Genomic DNA, 20,984 nt, shown 5'->3' with positions numbered 1-20,984 from the left:
TCAGCTTGCTTATTACTTTGCTGCTTCCTAGAGTTGAAACCGCAAGCCCAATGATTCCTGCGCGGGCGCCGGTCGCGGCCCAGGGCCGCCCGGATCCGCGCCCCGGTATGAGGAGGACACATGTCAGAGCACAACATTGCGGGCAAGAAGGTCGCGTTCCTGCTGACGGACGGGGTGGAGCAGGTGGAGCTGACCAGCCCGTGGAATGCCGTGAAGGAAGCCGGCGGAGTGCCCACCCTGGTCTCACCCAAGACCGGAAAGCTGCAGGGCTATGACGGCACCGAGAAGGGCCAGACGTTTGCCGTGGACCTCGCCGTCGGGCAGGCCGATGCCGCCGACTTCGACGCCCTCGTGATCCCCGGCGGCGTGGTCAACGCGGATCACCTCCGCGTCGACAAAGACGCCCAGGCGTTCACCCGGGCGTTCTTCGAACAGCACAAGCCGGTGGCCTCCATCTGCCACGGCCCGTGGCTGCTGATCGATGCCGGCGTGGTCAGCGGCAGGAACGTGACCTCGTACCACACGCTGCAGACGGACCTGAAGAACGCCGGCGCGAACTGGAGCGACCAGGAAGTCGTGGTGGACCAGGGTCTCGTGACGAGCCGCAACCCGCACGACCTCCCGGCCTTCAACGCCAAACTCCTGGAAGAAATCGCCGAAGGCGAGCACGCCGGCCAGACGGCCTAGTGGACAACGGCTAGAACTGGGAGCCATTCCGGCCCGCCACAGCGGCCGACGGCGGTGAGCACCGCCGTCGGCCGCTGTTCTTTTGTTGTCTGCCGGCAGCCTACCCACCCCGCCGGTTTTGAGGCAGGATATGCCGTGTAACGTGCACCGCCGCTTCGGCCGTCCCGGCCTGCGCCCCAGCAGCAAGGAGTCCCGCATGACCACGCTCAATCCCTACCTCGGCTTCCGCGACAACGCCAAGGACGCCATGACGTTCTACCAGTCGGTGTTCGGTGGCGAGCTGACCATGAGCACCTTCGCCGAGTACCACGCCAGCGAGGACCCGGCGGAGCAGGACAAAATCATGCACGGCCAGCTCCGGACCGACGGCGGCCTGGTGCTCATGGGGGCAGACACCCCCAACAGCATGGACTACACCCCGGGCAACAACTTCTCCGTTTCACTGAGCGGATCCGACGAAGCCGAGCTCCGCGGCTACTTCGAGAAGCTGGCCGACGGGGGCACCATCGCCATGCCGCTGGGGAGAGCGCCCTGGGGCGACATCTTCGGCATGTGCAAGGACAAATTCGGCGTGGACTGGCTGGTGAATGTCGGTCCCGAGGCCACCTGAGCCGGACCGGCGCCCCGCGGCGGGGCTCAGGGAACGCGCAGCCCCAAAAGACGGTGCCGGTTCACGGCGCAAGGCGCCTCCGCCCGGCCTGCAGATAGAGCTATCCTGAAGGCGGCCAGGACAGTGCAGATTCGAGTCCATCCTCCTGGCCGAGAGAGGCATGCCATGACCGAGAAGCTGCACCTCAGCCCGGACGATGAATTCCCCGAGGACCTCAGCAAAGTCGAGGACAAGGATCTCCAGGTCCTCGACAGCCAGGTCCAGCGCCAGCTCGACTACGAGTACGTGGCGGAGGGAGAGCCGAATCCGGAGACTGAATTCCGTCATTATGACCTCGATGAGGAGTTCGAAGAGCGGGACAAGCGGGAGACCTGAAGAGCCGGAACCGGCCCCGGCAGGTCCGGCCTTTCGCATGGCGTCCGTAATCTAGTCAGCATGCTTACTACACTGGGGTGACCATTCTGCAGAGAAACGAGCACCCATGACCCCGGCAGCCGCCCCGCTTTCCCTCCCGTACCCCCTTGGGGTCACCCTGCGCCAAGACGGCGCCAACGTCGCCGTCTATTCCCGGACTGCGGACTCCGTGGAATTCTGCACCTTCGACGCCGACGGCCACGAGACCCGGACAACTCTTCCGGAGCGGACGGGGCACGTCTTCCACGGCACCGTCCCCGGCGTCACCGTGGGTACCCGCTACGGCCTGCGGGTCGACGGCGCCTGGAACCCCGCCGCCGGCCTGCGCCACAACGTCAACAAACTGCTGCTGGATCCGCACGCCACCGCAATTGAGGGCGGCTATGACTGGGGCCAGGCGGTTTTCGCCCATGACCTGAACAACCCGGCCGAGTTCGACTCCACAGACTCCGCCCCGGCTGTTCCGCGCTGCGTGGTGACAGACCCGTCCTTCGACTGGGACGAGGGCACCCCCGATGTCGCGCCGCGGATTCCGCTGGCCGACACCGTGGTCTATGAAGTCCATGTCAAGGGCTTCACCCGGCAGCACCCCGAGGTCCCGGAAGAAATCCGCGGCACTTATGCCGGCCTGGCGCACCCGGCCGCCATCAAGCACCTCACCGACCTCGGCGTCACCGCCGTCGAACTGCTGCCGGTGCACCAGTTTGTCCAGGACAGCCATCTGGAAGAAAAGGGCCTACGGAACTACTGGGGCTACAACAGCATCGGCTTCTTCGCCCCGCACGGGGACTACAGCGCCGCCGGCGACGGCGGAGGGCAGGTCGCCGAGTTCAAGGCGATGGTCAAGGCCCTCCACGCGGCCGGCCTCGAGGTGATTCTGGACGTGGTCTACAACCACACCGCCGAGGGCAACCACATGGGCCCGATGCTGTCCTTCAAGGGCATCGACAACGAGGCCTATTACCGGCTGGTCGAAGGCGAGGAATCCGCCTACTTCGACACGACGGGCACCGGCAACAGCCTCAACGTGGGGCACCCGGCGGCGCTGGGCCTCATCATGGATTCGCTGCGCTATTGGGTGACAGAGATGCACGTGGACGGATTCCGCTTCGACCTCGCCACCACGCTGACCCGCCAGGACGGCAGTGCCGATCTCCACAGCGCCTTCCTCACCCTGATCCAACAGGATCCGGTACTCGCCCCGGTGAAAATGATCGCCGAACCGTGGGACACCGCCGGCTACCAGGTGGGCGGGTTCCCCGCCGACTGGTCTGAATGGAACGGCAAGTTCCGCGATGACGCCCGTGACTTCTGGCACGGCGGCGACAACGTCCTGGGCGACTTCGCCCAGCGCTTCCTCGGCAGCCCCGACGTCTACGAGGGCAGCCGCCGGGCCCCGGTGTCCAGCGTCAACTTCATCACCGCCCACGACGGATTCACCCTCGCGGACCTGACGGCATACGACGAGAAACACAACGAAGCCAACGGAGAAGACAACAACGACGGCGAGAGCGATAACCGCTCGGCCAACCACGGCGTCGAAGGACCCACCGACGACGCCGGGGTCAACGAACTGCGTGACCGGCAGCGCCGGAACTTCCTCGCGACGCTGCTCCTGTCCGCCGGCGTGCCGATGATTCTCGGCGGCGACGAGATGGGCCGGAGCCAGGGCGGCAACAACAACGCCTACTGTCAGGACGACGAGATCTCCTGGTTCGACTGGAACAAGGTCGACGACGGGCTGCTGCGGTTCACCACGGAGCTGATTGCCCTCCGCCGCGAGAACCCGGCGCTCCGTCCGGCCTGGTTCCGACACGCACCCGAGGCAGGCAGCGCCGACACCGTCCGGGTCCTCCGCGCCGACGCCGAGGGATTCACTGCTGAGGATTGGACAGCCGATCACCGCGCCATCGCCTTCGTGCTTGAGCACGATGGCGCCGATTCCTTCGCCGTGCTGCTCAACGCTGCCGAAAACGGCGTCGAATTCACCGTCCCGGCCGCTCCCGCGCAGGAATGGGAACTCGTGCTGTCCACCGATCCGGAGCAGCAGGTCGAATCGCCCGTGAGCACGTTGATCGTCCGCGACCGGTCCGTTACCGTCCTGCGGTCACGCACGGCATGACCGACCCGGTCCGTGTGGAAGTCCACGCGGCGGGCCATACGGGCCACGTTTTCGCGACGCGGGAAGCCGCGTTGCGGAGGCGGGGCGGCGCGGCCGCGCCCGCCGTCGTGCTCCTCCACGGGATCGGCGCCTCACACCGCTACCTGCGCCGCCTGCACCGGCTTCTTGCCGGCTCTATGGACACCTATTCCATTGACCTGCCGGGTTTCGGCGCCACGCCCAGACCGGAACATACGCTCTCCATCGCCGAGCACGCCCGCTACGTCGTGGGCGCCATGGAACAGTTGGGCGTGACCGAGTTTGTGCTCGTGGGGCACTCGATGGGAACACAGTTCGCCACCGAGGCAGCGCTCCAGGAGCCCGGGCGGGTCTCGCACCTGGTGCTGATGGGGCCGGTGGTGGACCCCGAGCGCGGCACCGTAGCGCAGCAGGCCCTGGCGCTGGGCCGGGACTGCCTGTTCTACGAAAGCCCTTCCTCCAACGCCCTCGTCTTCACCGACTACCTGCGGTGCGGGCCCTCCTGGTACGTCAAAACACTGCGGGTCATGATGGAGTACCCCATGGTTCAGAAAATCACCGGCATCACCGCGCCGGTCCTCGTGGTGCGCGGAGCCAACGACCCCGTGGCGGACGCGGACTGGAGCCGCCGGCTGGCCGGACTCGCACACCTCGGGCAACTGCTGGAAGTCCAGGGCACGGGGCACGTGGTGCAGCACAACCGGGCCGTCGAGGTGCGCGACGCGATTCTGGCTTTCACGGGCATGCGCGCGCCGGCAGGTGAGACGCTGCCGGGCCCGGCGTGAACGGCCCGGGAGATACGCGCCGGCGGTGAGGCCTCGAAGCCGGGGTTAAACCTCGAAGTGCGTCCGGGTGGGGCCCTGGCCCAGTGCCTCGACGACGCCGGCCGCGAGGGCGTGGAGCTTGATGTTCCGGGCGCTGGATGCCGACTTCAGGAGCTCGAACGCTTCGTCCTGGCTACAGCGGTTCTGCGCCATGATGATGCCGACCGCGACGTCGATCCCGGTCCGCGTCTCCAGGGTGGCCTTGAGGTTGGCCGCGGTATCGCTGCTGTGAGCGAATCGCACCGCGAGACGCAGAGCCATGGACGTCTGGTGGACGAAGTCGCGGGCCAGTTCCGTGGCGCGGTGATCGAACCGGCCAAGCCGGTGCGAATACAGGTTCAAGGCGGCGCGGGTCTCGCCTTCCAACAGGAACGGCAGCGCCAGAATGGACCGGAAGCCGTGCCCGCGGACCGTCGCGGCGTACTGGGGCCAGCGGCCGTCCCGTTCCAGGTCTGCAATGTGGACGGCTTCCTGCTCCCGGGACGCCGTCATGCAGGGGCCGTCGCCGTAGGCGTACTGGATTTCGTCCATGGCCTGCGCGGCGGGGCTGCTGCTGGCGACGGTTGCCGCTTTCCGGTGCCGCAGGAGCGTGATGCCGCAGAGGATCTCGTCCCCGGGCTCTGAGAGGCTGCGCGCGGACACACGGGCGAGTTCGCTGAGGAACTCCTCCACGTCCGAACTGCTGAGCACCAGTTCATGCAGGTGCTGGTTTATTGAATTTGCGGTTGACTCGCTGACCACTTCTCTGTTGTGCCGTTTCCCTCAGGTCAAGACGACCCGGCGGTGCTTCCCACCGCGGCAAGTGGCGGATACGGCAGCGGCCGGCCGGATCGAAGAACAATCCAACGGCTTGCTGCAAAACCGTACCGGGAGATTATATACATCCGGATACGCGGGGCTCCAGACGGCGCCCGCGGGGCCACAGACTGCTGAACCGTTTCGCTTGGGCACGTAGGCTTTGCCTTAAGTGAATTGTCGTGAACGGATGCCGCATGCCAGAGCTCGACGTCAAGGAGTCGCACTCCCTTCCGCTGGCGATTTCCCGTGCCGGGGGCCAGCCCGTGGCTGCCGTGCTGGGAGAGCTGGGCTCGGGTGAGACCGGACTGACCGCCGCCGAAGCGGACAGGCGCCTCGCGGAGCTGGGGCCCAACGCGGTGCGGACCCACATGGCCAGCGCGTGGTCGGTGCTGGGCCGGCAGCTGGCCAGCCCCATCCTGATCCTGCTGCTCATCACCGCAGGGCTTTCGCTGTTCCTCGGGGACGCCACGAATGCGATCGTGATCGGCGTGATCCTGCTGGTCAGCGTCGGGCTCGGATTTAGTAACGAATTCCGGGCCGAACGCGCTGCGGAGGCATTGCATTCGCGCGTCACGCACCGCTCCGTCGTCGTCCGCGACGGGACCGCCCGCGAGGTCGAGGTCACCGCCCTGGTGCCCGGCGACGTCGTCCATCTGGGGATCGGCGCGATCATTCCGGCTGACATGCGGGTGCTGACCGCGAAAGACCTGCTGTGCGATGAAAGCATCCTGACCGGCGAATCGCTGCCGGTCGGCAAGGACCCCGCCCCGGTCGCCGGCGCAGTGGCGCTGGGTGACCTGACGTCGTGCCTGTTAATGGGGACCGTGATCCAGTCCGGCTCCTGCACCGGGGTGGTGGTCGCCACCGGCGGGCGGGCAGAGTTCGGCCGGATCGCACTGGGACTGGGCGAACGGCAGCCCCAGACCGAGTTCCAGCTGGGCCTCAAACGCTTCTCCTTCCTGCTGCTGCAGGTGGCCATCGGGCTGACCTCGCTGATCTTTGTCGCGAACCTGCTTCTGCACCGCCCGGTGATCGAATCGCTGCTGTTCTCGCTGGCGATCGCGGTCGGCATCACCCCGCAGCTGCTGCCGGCCGTGGTCAGCACCAGCCTGGCCACGGGTACCCGGCAACTGGCCCGGCGGAAGGTGCTGGTGAAGCGGCTGGTCTGCATCGAGGACCTCGGCGACATGGACATCCTGGTCACGGACAAGACCGGGACTCTGACAGAGGGCCGGATCAGCTTCACGGCCGCGCTGCCCGCCCGCCCGGGCATCGCCCCCGCTGACCTGCTCACGCTGGGGCTGCTGGCGACCGAGGCCGACTACGCAGAATCCCAGGCCTCCCCGGTGGGCCTGAACTCGCTGGACGCCGCCCTCTGGGCATCACCGGAGGCCGCAGCGTTCCAGCCCGCCCGCTACAAACGCCTGGACGTGATCGACTTCGACCACCTGAGGCGCCGGACCAGCGTGCTGGTCAGCGACGACGGCGGCCCCGCCCGCCTCATCACCAAGGGCTCGCCGGAGGACGTCCTCGCCTTGTGCGCGGACACCCCGGCGGACGTTCAGGCGTTGCTGAACGAGCAGTTCGACGCCGGATCCCGGGTGGTGGCCGTCGCGAGCCGCCCCGCGGACGGACTGGAGGACCTGACCCCGGCCGACGAGAAAGACCTGGTCCTGGCCGGGTTCCTCATCTTCCTGGACAGGCCCAAAGCCAACGCCCGGGCTTCCCTCGACCAGCTCGAGGCGCTGGGCATCTCGGTCAAGATCGCCACCGGTGACAACGCCAGGGTCGCCGAAAAGGTCTGCGATGAACTCGGCGTCCTCTCGGGCGGAACGCTCAGCGGTGCCGCGGTGGAGGCCATGTCCGACGACGAGCTGGCCGCCGCCGCGCGCGAGGCGAGCATCTTTGCCCGCGTTTCGCCCGAGCAGAAGGCCCGGATCATCCGGCTGCTGCGCAAGAGCGGCGGCGCCGTGGGGTTCATGGGCGACGGCGTCAACGACGCCCTGGCGCTGCACGCCGCGGACATCGGGATTTCCGTCGACAGCGCCACCGACGTGGCCAAGGACGCCGCCGACGTCGTGCTGCTCGACAAGGACCTGGGGGTCCTGGCCGAAGGCGTCATGGAAGGCCGGCGGATCTTCGCCAACACCATCAAGTACGTCCTGATGGGCACCTCCAGCAACTTCGGCAACATGTTCAGCGCGGCCACGGCCTCGGTGCTGTTGAGCTTCCTGCCCATGCTGCCGGGCCAGATCCTGCTGAACAACCTGCTCTACGACGCCGGCCAGCTGGCCATCCCGGGCGACCGGGTGGACAAGGAACAACTGCTGGCCCCGTCGCACTGGGACATTGGCTTCATCCGGCGCTTCATGTTCTTGTTCGGCCCCATCAGCTCCATCTTCGACTTCGCGACGTTCGCGCTGATGCTCTTCGTCTTCGACGCGGTTCCCGGCGAATTCCGCGCCGGATGGTTCATCGAATCAATCGTCACGCAGACGCTGATCATCTTCGTCATCCGGACCCGGCGCGTGCCTTTCTTCCGGAGCCGGCCGTCGGTGGGCCTGGTGAGCGCGTCCCTGGGCGTGGTGGCCCTCGGGGTGTACCTGCCGTTCTCGCCGTTGGCCGGGGTGCTGGGCTTCGATCCGCTGCCGACGCCGTTCTTCCTCGCCTTGCTCGGGATGGGCGCGGTGTACCTGGTGCTGGTTGAACTGGCCAAAGTCTGGTTCTACGCCCGGGCCGCGCAGCAGCCTCTCCCGCCCCGTCCCGTCCGGCTCCGCGGCCGGACCCACCGCATCGCCCGGCGGGCCGCACGCTTCAGCATCCCGGAGGCCCGGCCGCTGCTCGTCAACCGTGGCCCGGGCTGGCGGCGCCGGCGCAAAATCGGGCACAAAGGCCCTCACCGGGTGACAGCCTCGGGCGGATAGTTGGAGGGAGCGGCCACCTGGCCCATTTCCGGCTCGCCGGGCCCGCAGGGACACCAGTTTCAGCGGTCCAGGACTGATGGGGCCGATGGCCGACATTTCGACTGGAAAGCCATAACCCATGACCATTTTTCAAGACAGGGTCGACGCCGGGAGGCAGCTCGGCCGGCGTCTGGCGGAACTGCGTGGCCAGGACATCGTGGTCCTGGGACTCCCGCGCGGCGGCGTCCCCGTCGCCTTCGAGGTTGCCGCCGCCCTGGACGCCCCCCTGGACGTGATCGTGGTGCGAAAGCTTGGACTTCCGTACCAGCCGGAGCTCGCCATGGGCGCGATCGGTGAAGGCGGAGCCAAGGTCCTGGACGAACAGGTCCTGGCCCATGCGCGGGTCAGCGCTAACGAACTCCAGGCAGTTGAAGACCGCGAACGCGCCGTGCTGGAAAACCGGGTGGTCCTGTTCCGGAAGGGCCGGACCCGGCAGGACCTGACCGGACGCATCGCGGTGATCGTCGACGACGGGATCGCCACCGGCTCCACCGCCCGTGTGGCCTGCCGGATCGCCCGCAAACAGGGGGCGGCGCGGGTGATCCTTGCCGTTCCGGTTGCCCCGGCGGATACCCTCGCCAGCCTCACCGAGCCGGATGAGGTGGTCTGCCTGGCAACGCCGCGCCAGTTCACGGCGGTCGGCTACCACTACCGGGACTTCTCTCCCACCGACGACGACGAGGTGGTGCGCCTGCTCGATCTTGCGGCCAAACGCCTGGAATCCGCGCCGCCGCCGTCCCGTACGCCGTACTTCACCCACGCGGACAGCGCCGCCGACGTCGAAGAGGAAGTGGAGATCCCGTCCCGCGGGGTGCGGCTTCAGGCCCAACTCCACCTTCCGGTGCCGGCCCGGGCCGTGGTGCTGTTCGCCCATGGCAGCGGCAGCAGCCGCCACAGCCCCCGGAACCGTTACGTGGCCGGGGTCCTGCAACAGGCCGGGCTCGGCACACTGCTGCTGGACCTGCTGACGCCCGCGGAAGAGCGCAACCGCGCCAACGTCTTTGACATCGAACTCCTGGCCCGCAGGCTCTCCTCGGCCACCGACTGGCTTGCCACCCGGGCAGATACGGCCTCCTGCGCCGTGGGTTACTTCGGTGCCAGCACGGGCGCCGGGGCCGCGCTGTGGGCGGCGTCGGAGCCCTCGGCACGGATCGCGGCCGTTGTGTCGCGCGGCGGCCGGCCCGACCTCGCCGGCCCGCGGCTCTCCGCCGTGACCGCGCCGACGCTCCTGATCGTGGGGAGCCTGGACCATGAGGTCCTGGAGCTCAACCGCAAGGCCAAGGCCATGATGCGGTGCCCCAACCAGCTTGCCGTCGTGCAGGGGGCGACGCACTTGTTTGAAGAACCGGGCACGCTGGCCGCGGCGGCCATCCTGGCCCGGGACTGGTTTGTCGACTACCTGCTCCCTCCGGACGGCACCGGACCGCGTGCCGGCGCCGCGGGCGTTTGATGAACACAGATGCTTGAAGAACACGGGCGTTTGATGAACGCAGATGCTTGATGAACACAGGCGCTGGAAAACACAGCAGCTTGAAGAATCAGACGCCGTGCGCCTTGCCGTGACCCCCGCCGCGGGCCTTGCCGTAACGCCCGCCGCGCGCGTTGGCCCGGCTTTCGGCCCTGGCGCGGATGCCGAGGAGCATCCGCCGCTCCATGACGAACTGCACCGGCTCCAGCAACGGGCGGAGCACCAGCCCCGAGGCCAGGGGCGAATAGTCGTACCGGGTGCGCGACACGAGCCGGCTGGCATGGGGGCCCGCAGGCCGCAGTACGAACGTCCACCCCGCCTCCAGCCAGGGCCCGGCGGGAGGCACACTGGCCGGTGACACCCGCCCGGTCCGCAGATCGATGGTTCCGCCAAGGCCCAGCACTGCCCGGGACTGGAGAAGCCTGACCGGCAGGCCGCCGTCGCGGGAAAGCGGAATGATGTCACCGATCTCCAGATGCTGCAGTTCCGGCAGAATCCTGTCCGCGCTGTGGATGCCCAGGCCCGCGGCGTTCTCGAGCCAGTCGTAGGAGTACATGCCGCCGCGGCCCGCGCCCAACTGGACAAGCCACGGCCAGACGTCTGATACCGGGGCCGCGATGGTGACGGCCCGGGTACTTTGCATGCGCGGCGCGGGCACGATCTCGTCCCCGGGCAACGGCCCGGCGGCCTCCTGGGTGGTGGCTCCCCAGCGGAGGAGCCTCGGCCGGACGGCCAGGACATACGCGGCACCCGCCGCCGCCGCAGCAAGCGCCGCGAGCGGTCCGCGGATCCGGGGCGGAATGTGCGGGCCGCTCAGGCTAGGGACCTCAGCCGGCGCTGCGGCAGCACGGGCGGTCCTGCGGGGTGCCGGTGCGGGGCCGGCGAGGTTCATCCCGTGGTCCGGTCCCTCAGGTCGTCCGCGCTCTGGCCGACCACCAGCACCGGGCAGTGGGCATGGGCCACGCAGGCCCCGCTCACCGAGCCCATGACCTGATGGAGGAAGCCGCCCTTCCCGCGCCTGCCCACCACGAGCAGCTGGGCGTTCTTGCTCTCGTCGATAAGCGCCTTGGCCGGCGCCCCGAACTTGACCGAGCGCGTCAGTCCTTCCGGGCGGGCGTCCCCGAAGGCCCGTTCCAGCGCCTGGTCCACGAGGCGTTTGGCGGTCTCTTCCAGCTGCGCGGTGGTAGGCGTGCTCTCCTCCGGCAAGTGGGACGCCAGGAAGAAGTCGGAGGTGCCCAGGCACGTGATGACCTCCAACGGGACGTTCAGACTCGTGGACATGCGCCCGGCGAGGCGGAGCGCCGTCGTCGAAAACTCGGATCCGTCCACGCCCACGACAATGCGCTGATCACCGTTCATGGCCCCCAGCCTGCCCCCTGCCTCCGGGACTGCCTAGGGCCGAAAGTCACGCGGGGCTGGGCAGAGCACCCGGCTCCCCTTAGGGTGGAACGGTGACTGCCGGCGCCGGACCTGGGGCCGGAGCCCGTGCCGGACCATGACGGTCTGCAGATCCTGCCACCCGAGGAGTTCCTGATGAGAGTTGCTGTTACCGGAGGAAGCGGAAAGCTGGGACGGAGCGTCGTCCGGCGGCTGAGGGAGGACGGCCACGATGTGACCAACCTGGACCGGACGGGCGCGCGCAGCCCCGGGTTCACGGAGGTGGACCTGCGCAACTACGGCCAGGTGGTGGACGTGTTCCTGGGCTTAGAGGACCGCCACACCGGCTTTGACGCCGTGGTGCACCTGGCCGCGATTCCCGCCCCGGGGCATGCCCCCGATGCCGCCACGTTCGAGAACAACATGCAGTCCACCTACAACGTGTTCCAGGCCGCCCGCCGTGCCGGGATCAAGAAAATTGTCTACGCCTCCAGCGAGACGGTACTGGGGCTGCCGTTCGACATCGACCCTCCCTACATTCCGGTGGACGAGGAATACCCGGCCCGGCCGGAAAGCACCTACTCCCTGGTCAAGCACCTCGAGGAGCAGATGGCCATCCAGTTGACCCGCTGGGACCCGGAACTGAGCATCACGGGCCTGCGGTTCTCCAATGTGATGGACCCGGAGGACTACGAGGAGTTCCCCTCCTTTGACCACGACGCGACCCTGCGCAAATGGAACCTCTGGGGCTACATCGACGGCCGCGACGGCGCCCAGGCCGTGGCCCGCGCCCTGGCGCACGGCAAGCCCGGCTTCGAGGCCTTCATCATCGCCAACGAAGACACCGTGATGAGCCGTTCCAGCGCCAGCCTGGCCGCCGAGGTCTTCCCCGACGTCAAAGTGGTCAAGGAGCTTGGCGAGCACGAAACCATGCTCTCGATCGACAAAGCCAAACGCCTCCTCGGCTACACGCCCGAGCACACCTGGCGGACCTACCACTCGAACCGGACCACCCCGACCGAAGACTGAAACGCCCGCGGCTGAAGAAGCCGGGACCAATCCACCCACCCCTAAGGAGTTCCATGCACTACCGCACCCTGGGCAACAGCGGCGCCGTCGTCTCCACCTATGCGCTGGGCACCATGACCTTTGGTGCCGAAGCCACCGAGGAGCAGTCCCGCGCCATCCTGGATGACTACTTCGCGGCGGGCGGCAACTTCATCGACACCGCGGATGTCTATACCGCGGGGGTGTCGGAGGAAATCATCGGCCGCTGGCTGGCCGACCGGGCAGACGCCCGGGACAGGGCCGTCGTGGCCACGAAGGGCCGCTTTCCGATGGGCCAGGCCCCCAACGACGTCGGGACCTCCCGCCGCCACCTGGTCCGGGCGCTGGATGACTCGCTGCGCCGGCTGGGCGTGGAGCAGATCGACCTCTATCAGCTGCATGCATGGGACCCGATCACTCCCCTGGAGGAGACCCTCCGGTTCCTGCAGGACGCCGTCACCAGCGGCAAGATCGCGTACTACGGCTTCTCCAATTTCCTGGGCTGGCAGCTGACCAAGGCCGTCCACGTAGCGAAGGCCCAGGGCTGGAGTGCCCCCGTGACGCTGCAGCCGCAGTACAGCCTGCTGGTCCGCGAGATCGAATCGGAGATCGTTCCGGCCTCGCTCGACGCCGGGATCGGGCTGCTGCCATGGTCGCCTTTGGGCGGCGGCTGGCTGTCCGGCAAATACAAGCGCGACCAGCCGCCCGCCGGGGCCACCCGCCTCGGCGAAAATCCGAAACGGGGGATGGAGGCGTGGGAGGCCCGCAACGCCGACCCGCGCACCTGGGACGTGATTGCTGAAGTCCAGGAAACCGCCGGCCGGCATGGCGTGAGCCCGTCCCAGGTGGCCCTGGCCTGGCTGGCGGACCGGCCGGCCGTCACCTCGGTGATCCTGGGCGCCCGGACCGTCGAGCAGCTCGCGGACAACCTGGCGGCGGCGGACCTCCGGCTCACCGCGGGGGAAACAGAGCGGCTGACCGAGGTCAGCCGGCCGCGCGTCGGCGTCTATCCGTACGGGCCGATGGCCCAGGAGCAGCGCAGCCGGAAGCTCGAGGGCGGTCGCTAAAGAACAAACGCGGGGTCATTTCCCGCCTATCCGACCGTCGCGGATGGGCTGGAAGGATCCCCGCGGTGTGTCCCCGGCGCCGCACCGGGCGCGCCGTCTCGGTGGCCGGCCCAGATGTCGCCCATTTCCTCGGTGGACTGCTCCACAATCCGCTTCATCGCTGCATGGGCGGCGCTGGCCTCCCCGCGCTGGATCGCGTTGGCCACGTCCGCATGGAGCTGTAGAGCCTCATGGTGGGGCAAATGCGGCATGAGGCCGTGTTCGGTGCGCCCGGTCAGGACTTCGGTCACGAGGTTGTGCAGCTGCGAGAACATGACGTTCCCGGACGCGCGGAGGACGGCGGCATGGAACTCGATATCCAGCCTGAGGAATTCGTCCTGGTTCCCGCGCTGGCCCGCTGCCCACAACCGGGCGGCTTGGGACACAAGGTCGCTTCCGGTGTCCCACGAGGCCCGTTCGGCGGCGAGCCGGGCTGCCTGTGGCTCGACCGCGCCGCGGAGTTCGTTCAAGGCGCGCAACTGCTCCAGTCTCTTGGAAGAAGCCAGCCGCCAGCGGATGACCTGGGGGTCGTAGGCGTTCCATGACTCCTCGGGCTGCACAACGGTGCCCAGCCGCCGTCGTGATTCCAGCATGCCCTTGGACGAGAGCACCCGCGTGGCCTCCCGGACCACAGATCGGGAGACGCTGTACTGGGTCTCAAGCTCGTCCAGGCGCAGAATCGAATGCGGCGTCAGGGTCCCCTCGGCGATCGCGAGCCCTAGATTCTGGACCAGCGATGAATGCAGGTCAGGCGAGGACTCCGCCTTTGGAGTTTTCATGAATAAATCATACTGGCGGGGCGCAAGGGCTTGTTTAAATATGCTTTATTTCTCTAAGATCGCTTCCAGAGCAGATGTAAAGAGGCATTTGCAGCCGGCTGGACAGTGACGCCCAGCCCTTAATGAACTAGGGGAGTCGTAATGAAGCGACGTTCGATCATGCAGTACGCGGCTGTGGCCGCGGCACTGTCTCTGGGCCTCACCGCCTGTGGCGGAGCCAGCGGCAGCAGCGATGCCAAAGCGGCCGGAACCGTCCGGGTCACCCTCGCTAACCACGTCTGGACCGAAGGCATCAAGGCAGCCATTCCGGAGTTTGAGAAGTCCACGGGCCTCAAGGTTGAACTTACTCAGCTCGGCGAAGACCAGCTCTCGGACCAGTACAACGTCAAGCTCAACGCCGGCAGCGACGAGATCGACGTCATGATGTACCGCCCGCTGCAGGAGGGCAAGGCATTCGCCAAGAACGGCTACCTCGCTGACCTCACCAGCAAGGTATCCCAGGACGCCAACTGGGACTGGAAGGACTACCAGGACGGCCCGGTCAAGGCCAGCACCGTTGACGGCAAGGTCGTAGGCGTCCCGATTATCACCGAGCGCGAAGTCCTCTATTACCGCAAGGACCTGCTGAAGGCCGCAGGGCTTGAGGTTCCCAAGACCATGGATGAGCTCCAGGCGGCCGCCAAGAAGATCTCGGAGACGTCCCCCGACACGGCAGGCTTCGTGGCCCGTACCGGCAAGTCCGCCGCCGTGACCCAGTTCTCGAGCTTCCTCTACAGCTTCGGCGGCGACTTCACCGACGACGCCGGCAAGTCCGCCGTCGGCAGCGATGCCGCCAAAAAGGCCTATGCGTTCTATGGCGGCTTGATCAAGGATTTCGGACCGAAAAACGTCAGCACTGACATGAGTTGGCCCGAGGCGATGGCGATCTTCACGCAGGGTAAGGCGGCCTTCTACACCGAGGCAGATTCGCTGTACAAGAACGCCACCGACCCGGCCAAGTCCAAAGTTTCGGACACCGTAGGCTTTGCCGCGCTGCCCGCCGGCCCCGCAGGTTCCAAGCCGTACAACATCCCGTCGTGGGGCCTGGCCGTCAACAAGGCCTCGAGCAACCAGGAAAATGCCTGGAAGTTCATCCAGTGGGCTACCAGCAAGGACCGTACCCTGGCGGCACAGAAGGCCGGAGTTCCCGGGCCCCGCGCGTCGGTTTGGGCTGATCCTGAAGGAACGTCCACGTACCCGAAGGATCTGGCCGAGGCCATCTCCGCCAGCGCCAAGAACGGCGTGGGACACGACCGCCCGGAGGTCATCACCGTCGGCAAGGCCCGCGAAATCGTCGGCGGACCGATTGTTTCCTCGATCACCGGGGCCGATGTCCCCGCCGCGGCCGATACGGCCAATGGCGACTTCCAGAAGTTCCTGGACAGCGAAAAGAAGTAACACGCCGGGCGCATCACGTGGTGATCGCCCTCCGCAGTCCCCGGCGGAACGGCGGCTGGCTGCCGTTCCGCCGGGGCCATCTCTTCACTTCACCCCCAACTCCTTAGGTGAACCATGTCTGTATTGACCCCTCCCCGCAGTGCGAAGTCGGAGCCGCGGTCCGGCCGCAGCGCGCTCCGCACGCCCGGCCCGCGGGAGAACTTCTCCGCCTGGGCCAACCGGCACCGCAAATGGCTCTTCGCCGCGCCGGCCATGATCTTCGTGGGCGTCCTGATCGTCTTCCCCCTAGCCTGGACCCTGTACCTGAGCCTCACCGATTCACAGGGGTCCGTCCGGGCCGCGTCCGAGTTCGTCGGTCTGCAGAACTACCTCACGGTCCTGTCCGACGTCGAACGGTTCTGGCCCGCCGTCGGCCGAACGCTTTCCTTCACCGGGGTCGCGCTGGCCTGCGAGGTTGTTCTGGGCATGGGCATCGCCCTGCTGCTGTGGCGGCCCTTCCGCGGCGAAAAATGGGTGCGCGTCGCCATCCTGCTGCCGCTCGTCGCCACCCCGGTGGCCGTCGGCATGATGTGGCGGCTGATCTTCGACCCCAACATCGGCTTTGTCAACCAGCTCCTCGGCATGATCGGCATTCCGCCGCAGCCGTGGCTCTCCGGCCAGGACACCGCACTGGGCACCACGATCTTCATGGACATCTGGCAGTGGACCCCCATGGTGGTGCTCATCCTTCTCGCCGGCCTGACCTCGCTCTCCGAGGAGCCTGACGAGGCGGCTCGGATGGACGGCGCCAACGCCTTCCAGCGATTCTTCTTCATCACCCTGCCGCTCATGATGCCGACCGTCATCGTCGCCATCCTGCTGCGCGGCATCGATGCCCTGAAGACTTTCGACATCCTCTACGCCACCAAGGGCAAGGGCGGCGGATCCTTCCACGAGGTGGAGACGCTCAACGTCTACGCCTACGGCCTGAGCTTCGACTACAACCAGTACGGACTCTCATCCGCGGTGCTGATCCTGTTCTTCATGATCATCATCGGCACCATGTGGCTGCTGACCATGCGCAAGAAAGCGGTAAGCAAATGACCGTACTGCACGAAAACACCGAATCCCAGACCGCCGCCGCCGGGTACGCTCCGGCCCCGCGCCGCCGCAAGCCGCTGTCCACCCGGGCCTACAAGGTGTTCCGCGTCGTTGCGCTGGTCGCGGTGGTGCTGTTCCTGATCGCCCCGCTGTTCTGGATGCTTCTGGCGTCCTTCAAGACCAACGTGGACATCTACGACACGGCAAAGTCGTTCGTCTTTACCCCCACGGGCGAGAACTACGCCAACGTGCTGCAGCGGAACAACTACTTCATCTTCATCTTCAACAGCTTCTGGGTGGCGTTCGTCTCCACCGCACTGTCGCTGGTCCTCGGCGTCCCCGCGGCCTACGCGATGAGTCGCTTCACCATGCACCGCTCGGCCCTCGTGGTCCTGATGGCCCGCGTCATCCCGGGCGTCTCGCTGCTGGTCCCCTGGTACTATGTCTTCTCCAACCTGAAGATGGTGGGCGGCTTCGAGGTCCTGATCCTCAGCCACATGTTCGTCGCGCTGCCTCTGATCGTCTACATCATGATGAGCTACTTCGATTCGCTGCCGCTGGAGCTCGAGGAATCGGCCCAGGTGGACGGGCTCACCCCGATCGGGGCGTTCCGCCGCATCACGCTGCCGCTGTCCGTCTCGGGCATCGCCACCGCCGGCATCCTGTCCTTCATCTTCTCGTGGAACAACTTCATGTTCGCCCTGGTGCTCTCCGGGTCCAAGACCAAGACCCTGCCGGTGGCGATCTTCGACTTCGTCTCCTACGCCAGCATCGACTGGGGCGGACTGATGGCGGCCGCCACCGTGGTCACCATCCCGATCATGATCATTGCGCTCTTCACGCAGAAGTACATCGTCTCCGGCCTCACCGCCGGTGCGACCAAGGGCTAGGCAGCAGATGACACGCATCAGCAGGATTGAAACCTTCCTCGTCGCGCCGCGCTGGCTCTTCGTCCGGATCGAGACCGACAGCGGGATCGTCGGCTGGGGCGAGGCCAGCTGCGAGGGCCGCAGCGAAACGGTTCGCACCGCCGTCGACCAGCTCTCCGAGCTGCTGATCGGCAACGATGCGCTGCGGATCGAGGACCACTGGCAGGTCATGACCAAGGGGTCGTTCTACCGCGGCGGACCCATTCTGGCCAGCGCCGTCTCCGGTCTGGACCAGGCTCTGTGGGACGTCGCGGGCAAGCACTTCAACACCCCCGTGCACCAGCTCCTGGGCGGCCACGTCCGGGACCGGATCCGGATGTACGGCTGGGTGGGCGGGGACGAGCCCAACGAGGTGGCGGACCAGATCAGCGCCCAGCTGGAGGTCGGGCTCACCGCGGTGAAGATGAACGCCAGCGGCCGGATGAGCCCGGTCGCCTCGGTGGCGGAACTTGACGGCGTCGTCCGCCGGGTCGCCGCCGCCCGCGAGGTCCTCGGGGACCACCGCGACGTCGCCGTCGACTTCCACGGCCGCTTCAGCCTGGCCAACGCGCGCCGCGTCGCGCCGCTGCTGGAACCGTACCGGCCGTTCTTCCTCGAGGAACCCGTGGTTCCGGAAAACACGCACCTGCTGCGGGAGTTCACCTCCTCGACCACGACGCCGGTCTCCACCGGAGAACGGCTCTACAGCCGCCAGGAATTCCTGCCCGCACTGCAGGCAGGCATCGCAGTGGCCCAGCCGGACCTCTCGCACGCCGGCGGCATCACCGAGGTCCGCAAGATCGCCTCGCTCGCCGAAATCTACGAGGTCCAGTTGGCGCCGCACTGTCCGCTGGGACCACTGGCGCTGGCCGCCTGCCTGCAGGTCGGCTTCGCCACGCCCAACTTCCTGATCCAGGAACAAAGCATCGGCATCCACTACAACCAGGGCGCCGAAGTCCTGGATTACGTGGTGGACAAGACGCCGCTGAAATTCGTCGACGGATACATCGAGCGGCTTACCGGCCCGGGCCTGGGCATCGAGATCGACGAGGCCGTAGTCCGCGCCGCGGACAAGCGCGGCCATGCCTGGCGCGGACCCGTATGGCGCCACCCCGACGGCGCCTTCGCAGAATGGTGAATCACATGACTTCTGAGCTGACCCCGGAACACCTGTTGGCCGGAATCCGCGAGACCCGCCTTGTGGCGATCGTGCGGGGCACTGACGGCGCCGCGGCCGCCAAGGCCGCCCTCGCGGCGATGGAGGAGGGCTTCCGCTACGTCGAAATCGCTCTGACCACCCCCGACGCCCTTGCCGCGATCCGCACGGTCCGCGCAGCGGCTCCCGGCGGCTGCTTCGTCGGGGCAGGCACCGTCCTCACAGCCGCAGACGTGGACGACGTGGCCCGCGCGGGCGGCCAGTTCATGGTGACCCCCTCGCTGGCCACCTCCGTTCAGGAATCTGCGCGCCTCGGCATCCCCGTCCTCGCGGGGGCGCTGACCCCCAGCGAGGCCTACGAAGCGATGAACCGCGGCGCCACCGCGGTGAAGCTCTTCCCGGCGTCCATCGGCGGACCCGGCTACCTCAAAGCGCTCCGTGACCCCTTCCCGGGCATCCCGTTCATCGCGGTAGGCGGCGTCGGCCTGGACGAGGCAGCCGGGTACTGGGGCGCCGGCGCGATCGCCGTCGGGCTCGGCAGCCCGCTGTTCGGCGACGCCGGCTCGGGCGGCGACCTTGCCCCGATGCGCGAGCGTGCCCGCGCCTTCGTCGGCCTGGCGGCCGGTTTCGGCCGCCAGGCCGACGCGGAGCGCCTGCGGTGAACGTTGACCTGCTCACCCTGGGCGAATCGATGGTCTCGCTGCGGTCGGCGGGACCGCTGTCCGCTGGCGGCAGCCTGGGTATGCACGTGGCCGGAGCGGAGTCCAACGTCGCCGTCGGCGTCGCCCGGCTGGGCCACAGCGTGGCCTGGGCCGGCGTGGTGGGCGCGGACCCGCACGGTGAATACATCCTGAGGCAGTTACGGAGCGAAGGGATCGCTGTGCAGCACCGTGAGCACGCCAGCCGCAGCACTGGGGTGATGTTCCTCGAGCAGCGCACCGCCGACGTCACTCGAGCCTTCTACTACCGCGCCGGGTCCGCCGGATCGAGCCTGGGCCGGGACGACGTCGACCGGGCCTTCCGGAACGGGGCCCGGGTCGTGCACCTTACCGGGATCACCGCAGCCCTTAGCCAGGAGGCGCAGCGGGCGGTGGAGTATGCTGCCGCCCGGGCCGCCGGCGAAGGCCTGGAGGTCTCTCTCGACGTGAACTACCGCAGCAAGCTCTGGTCCCGGGACGAGGCGCGGGCCGTCCTCACCCCGCTGGCCCGGCATGCGACCATCCTGATCGCCTCTGACGACGAACTCGGGCTGGTTTCCGCAGACCCGGGGGATGCCAGCACCGCAGACGGCGCCGAATCGGCCGTGGCTGCCGAGCTTCTATACCGGGGGGTCCGGGAGGTCGTGGTCAAGCGGGGCGCGTCTGGCGCTGGCGTCCACACCGCCGCAGGGCGGTGGGAATCGCCCGCCGTACCCGTCACCAGCATTGACACCGTGGGCGCCGGTGATGCCTTCACCGCCGGTTACCTCTCCGCCCTGCTCGACGGCGAGGACGTGGCCGGCCGCCTGCACCGCGGCGCGCTCGCGGGAGCTTTTGCCGTCAGTACTGCCGGTGATTGGGAAGGCCTGCCCCGTCGGGACGAGCTGGTGCTTCTGGGGGCCACGCCCAGTGGAACCACCCTACGCTAGAGCCCTCCGTCTTCATCACCCGCGCGCCATCCACCGAACCACGACCACCGCAGAAAGCCTGGACCTGTTGTGAAAATCATTGCCGCTGAAGTCTTCGTGACCAGCCCCTCCCGGAACTTCGTGACCTTGCGGATCACCACGGAGGACGGCGTGACCGGCATCGGCGACGCGACGCTCAACGGCCGCGAGCTTGCCGTGGCCGCGTACCTGAAGGAGCACGTCGCGCAGCTGCTGATCGGCAAGGATCCGCACCGGATCGAGGACACCTGGCAGTTCCTGTACCGGAGTTCCTACTGGCGCCGCGGGCCGGTCACCATGGCCGCGATCGCCGCCGTCGACATGGCCTTGTGGGACATCAAGGGCAAGCTGGCCGGGATGCCGGTCTACCAGCTCCTGGGCGGGGCGTCCCGGAACGGGCTGCGTGCCTACGGCCACGCCTCCGGTGCGGACATCCCCTCGCTCTTCGACTCGGTCCGGGAGCACCTGGAGCTCGGGTACAAGTCCATCCGGATCCAGACCGCCATCCCCGGCATCAAGGCCGTCTACGGGGTCGCCGCGCAGGC

General features: G+C 67.6%; 19 protein-coding genes and 1 pseudogene. 16 read left to right on the top strand and 4 right to left on the bottom strand.

The window, feature by feature from the left end; all coding sequences use genetic code 11:
- The first annotated feature begins 120 nt into the window (after positions 1-120).
- The 5 genes from BLR03_RS12705 (at position 121) to BLR03_RS12685 (ending at position 4,636) form a co-directional block, all read left to right on the top strand.
- On the top strand, positions 121-687 hold the full coding sequence (locus BLR03_RS12705; RefSeq protein WP_091253061.1) for a type 1 glutamine amidotransferase domain-containing protein: 567 nt from the start codon (positions 121-123) through the stop codon (positions 685-687).
- A 196-nt stretch (positions 688-883) separates the two neighbouring features.
- Complete coding sequence (locus BLR03_RS12700) at positions 884-1,297, top strand: VOC family protein (protein WP_091253193.1); 414 nt, start codon at positions 884-886, stop codon at positions 1,295-1,297.
- 165 nt (positions 1,298-1,462) lie between these two features.
- Positions 1,463-1,672: a hypothetical protein gene (locus tag BLR03_RS12695; RefSeq protein ID WP_091253059.1), complete on the top strand. Its 210-nt coding sequence runs from the start codon at positions 1,463-1,465 to the stop codon at positions 1,670-1,672.
- Positions 1,673-1,778: 106 nt separating this feature from the next.
- A complete protein-coding gene (gene glgX / locus BLR03_RS12690; protein ID WP_091253058.1) occupies positions 1,779-3,833 on the top strand; it encodes a glycogen debranching protein GlgX in 2,055 nt (684 codons plus the stop codon).
- Positions 3,830-4,636 (top strand): alpha/beta fold hydrolase, encoded by an 807-nt coding sequence (locus BLR03_RS12685; protein ID WP_091253056.1) that lies wholly within the window; start codon positions 3,830-3,832, stop codon positions 4,634-4,636. Before glgX ends, BLR03_RS12685 begins: the two co-directional genes overlap by 4 nt.
- 45 nt (positions 4,637-4,681) lie before the next feature.
- On the opposite strand, the gene BLR03_RS12680 is transcribed toward BLR03_RS12685, so the two are convergent.
- Positions 4,682-5,416: a GAF and ANTAR domain-containing protein gene (locus BLR03_RS12680; RefSeq protein ID WP_091253055.1), complete on the bottom strand. Its 735-nt coding sequence runs from the start codon at positions 5,414-5,416 to the stop codon at positions 4,682-4,684.
- Between the two features lie 251 nt (positions 5,417-5,667).
- Here BLR03_RS12680 and mgtA point away from each other — a divergent pair, with 251 nt between their 5' ends.
- The gene (mgtA, locus tag BLR03_RS12675; protein ID WP_091253053.1) at positions 5,668-8,397 is read left to right on the top strand and encodes a magnesium-translocating P-type ATPase; all 2,730 of its coding nucleotides are present in this window, start codon (positions 5,668-5,670) and stop codon (positions 8,395-8,397) included.
- A 118-nt stretch (positions 8,398-8,515) separates the two neighbouring features.
- Complete coding sequence (locus BLR03_RS12670) at positions 8,516-9,886, top strand: phosphoribosyltransferase (protein WP_091253052.1); 1,371 nt, start codon at positions 8,516-8,518, stop codon at positions 9,884-9,886.
- An 88-nt stretch (positions 9,887-9,974) separates the two neighbouring features.
- Here BLR03_RS12670 and BLR03_RS12665 read toward each other — a convergent pair whose 3' ends face one another.
- Both BLR03_RS12665 and BLR03_RS12660 read right to left on the bottom strand, forming a co-directional pair.
- On the bottom strand, positions 9,975-10,796 hold the full coding sequence (locus tag BLR03_RS12665; protein WP_217639781.1) for an SRPBCC family protein: 822 nt from the start codon (positions 10,794-10,796) through the stop codon (positions 9,975-9,977).
- Positions 10,793-11,263, bottom strand: a complete 471-nt coding sequence (locus tag BLR03_RS12660) for a universal stress protein (RefSeq protein WP_091253050.1) — start codon at positions 11,261-11,263, stop codon at positions 10,793-10,795. Before BLR03_RS12660 ends, BLR03_RS12665 begins: the two co-directional genes overlap by 4 nt.
- A 174-nt stretch (positions 11,264-11,437) precedes the next feature.
- Here BLR03_RS12660 and BLR03_RS12655 point away from each other — a divergent pair, with 174 nt between their 5' ends.
- Positions 11,438-12,310, top strand: coding sequence for an NAD-dependent epimerase/dehydratase family protein (locus tag BLR03_RS12655; RefSeq protein WP_091253190.1), 873 nt, complete (start codon positions 11,438-11,440; stop codon positions 12,308-12,310).
- A gap of 53 nt (positions 12,311-12,363) precedes the next feature.
- Complete coding sequence (locus tag BLR03_RS12650; protein WP_091253048.1) at positions 12,364-13,395, top strand: aldo/keto reductase; 1,032 nt, start codon at positions 12,364-12,366, stop codon at positions 13,393-13,395.
- 26 nt (positions 13,396-13,421) lie between these two features.
- Here BLR03_RS12650 and BLR03_RS12645 read toward each other — a convergent pair whose 3' ends face one another.
- Positions 13,422-14,213 carry a FadR/GntR family transcriptional regulator gene (locus BLR03_RS12645; protein WP_091253046.1) on the bottom strand — a complete coding sequence of 264 codons (792 nt, stop codon included), beginning with the start codon at positions 14,211-14,213 and terminating at the stop codon, positions 13,422-13,424.
- A 141-nt stretch (positions 14,214-14,354) separates the two neighbouring features.
- Here BLR03_RS12645 and BLR03_RS12640 point away from each other — a divergent pair, with 141 nt between their 5' ends.
- The 7 genes and pseudogenes from BLR03_RS12640 to BLR03_RS12610 all read left to right on the top strand — a co-directional run.
- Complete coding sequence (locus tag BLR03_RS12640; protein WP_091253044.1) at positions 14,355-15,650, top strand: ABC transporter substrate-binding protein; 1,296 nt, start codon at positions 14,355-14,357, stop codon at positions 15,648-15,650.
- Positions 15,651-15,764: 114 nt separating this feature from the next.
- A complete protein-coding gene (locus tag BLR03_RS12635) occupies positions 15,765-16,733 on the top strand; it encodes a carbohydrate ABC transporter permease (protein ID WP_254788455.1) in 969 nt (322 codons plus the stop codon).
- Complete coding sequence (locus BLR03_RS12630) at positions 16,730-17,620, top strand: carbohydrate ABC transporter permease (RefSeq protein WP_091253042.1); 891 nt, start codon at positions 16,730-16,732, stop codon at positions 17,618-17,620. Before BLR03_RS12635 ends, BLR03_RS12630 begins: the two co-directional genes overlap by 4 nt.
- Before the next feature lie 7 nt (positions 17,621-17,627).
- Positions 17,628-18,776 carry a galactonate dehydratase gene (dgoD, locus tag BLR03_RS12625; RefSeq protein WP_091253040.1) on the top strand — a complete coding sequence of 383 codons (1,149 nt, stop codon included), beginning with the start codon at positions 17,628-17,630 and terminating at the stop codon, positions 18,774-18,776.
- Between the two features lie 5 nt (positions 18,777-18,781).
- Positions 18,782-19,456: a bifunctional 4-hydroxy-2-oxoglutarate aldolase/2-dehydro-3-deoxy-phosphogluconate aldolase gene (locus BLR03_RS12620; protein WP_091253038.1), complete on the top strand. Its 675-nt coding sequence runs from the start codon at positions 18,782-18,784 to the stop codon at positions 19,454-19,456.
- On the top strand, positions 19,453-20,421 hold the full coding sequence (locus BLR03_RS12615; protein ID WP_254788453.1) for a sugar kinase: 969 nt from the start codon (positions 19,453-19,455) through the stop codon (positions 20,419-20,421). Before BLR03_RS12620 ends, BLR03_RS12615 begins: the two co-directional genes overlap by 4 nt.
- Positions 20,422-20,490: 69 nt before the next feature.
- Positions 20,491-20,984: pseudogene (locus tag BLR03_RS12610) on the top strand (bifunctional D-altronate/D-mannonate dehydratase); the annotation flags it as partial.

Source organism: Arthrobacter sp. ok909, from assembly GCF_900104405.1.
In the GTDB taxonomy this organism is placed as follows: domain Bacteria; phylum Actinomycetota; class Actinomycetes; order Actinomycetales; family Micrococcaceae; genus Arthrobacter; species Arthrobacter humicola.
This window is presented reverse-complemented; position numbering and strand designations above follow the sequence as displayed.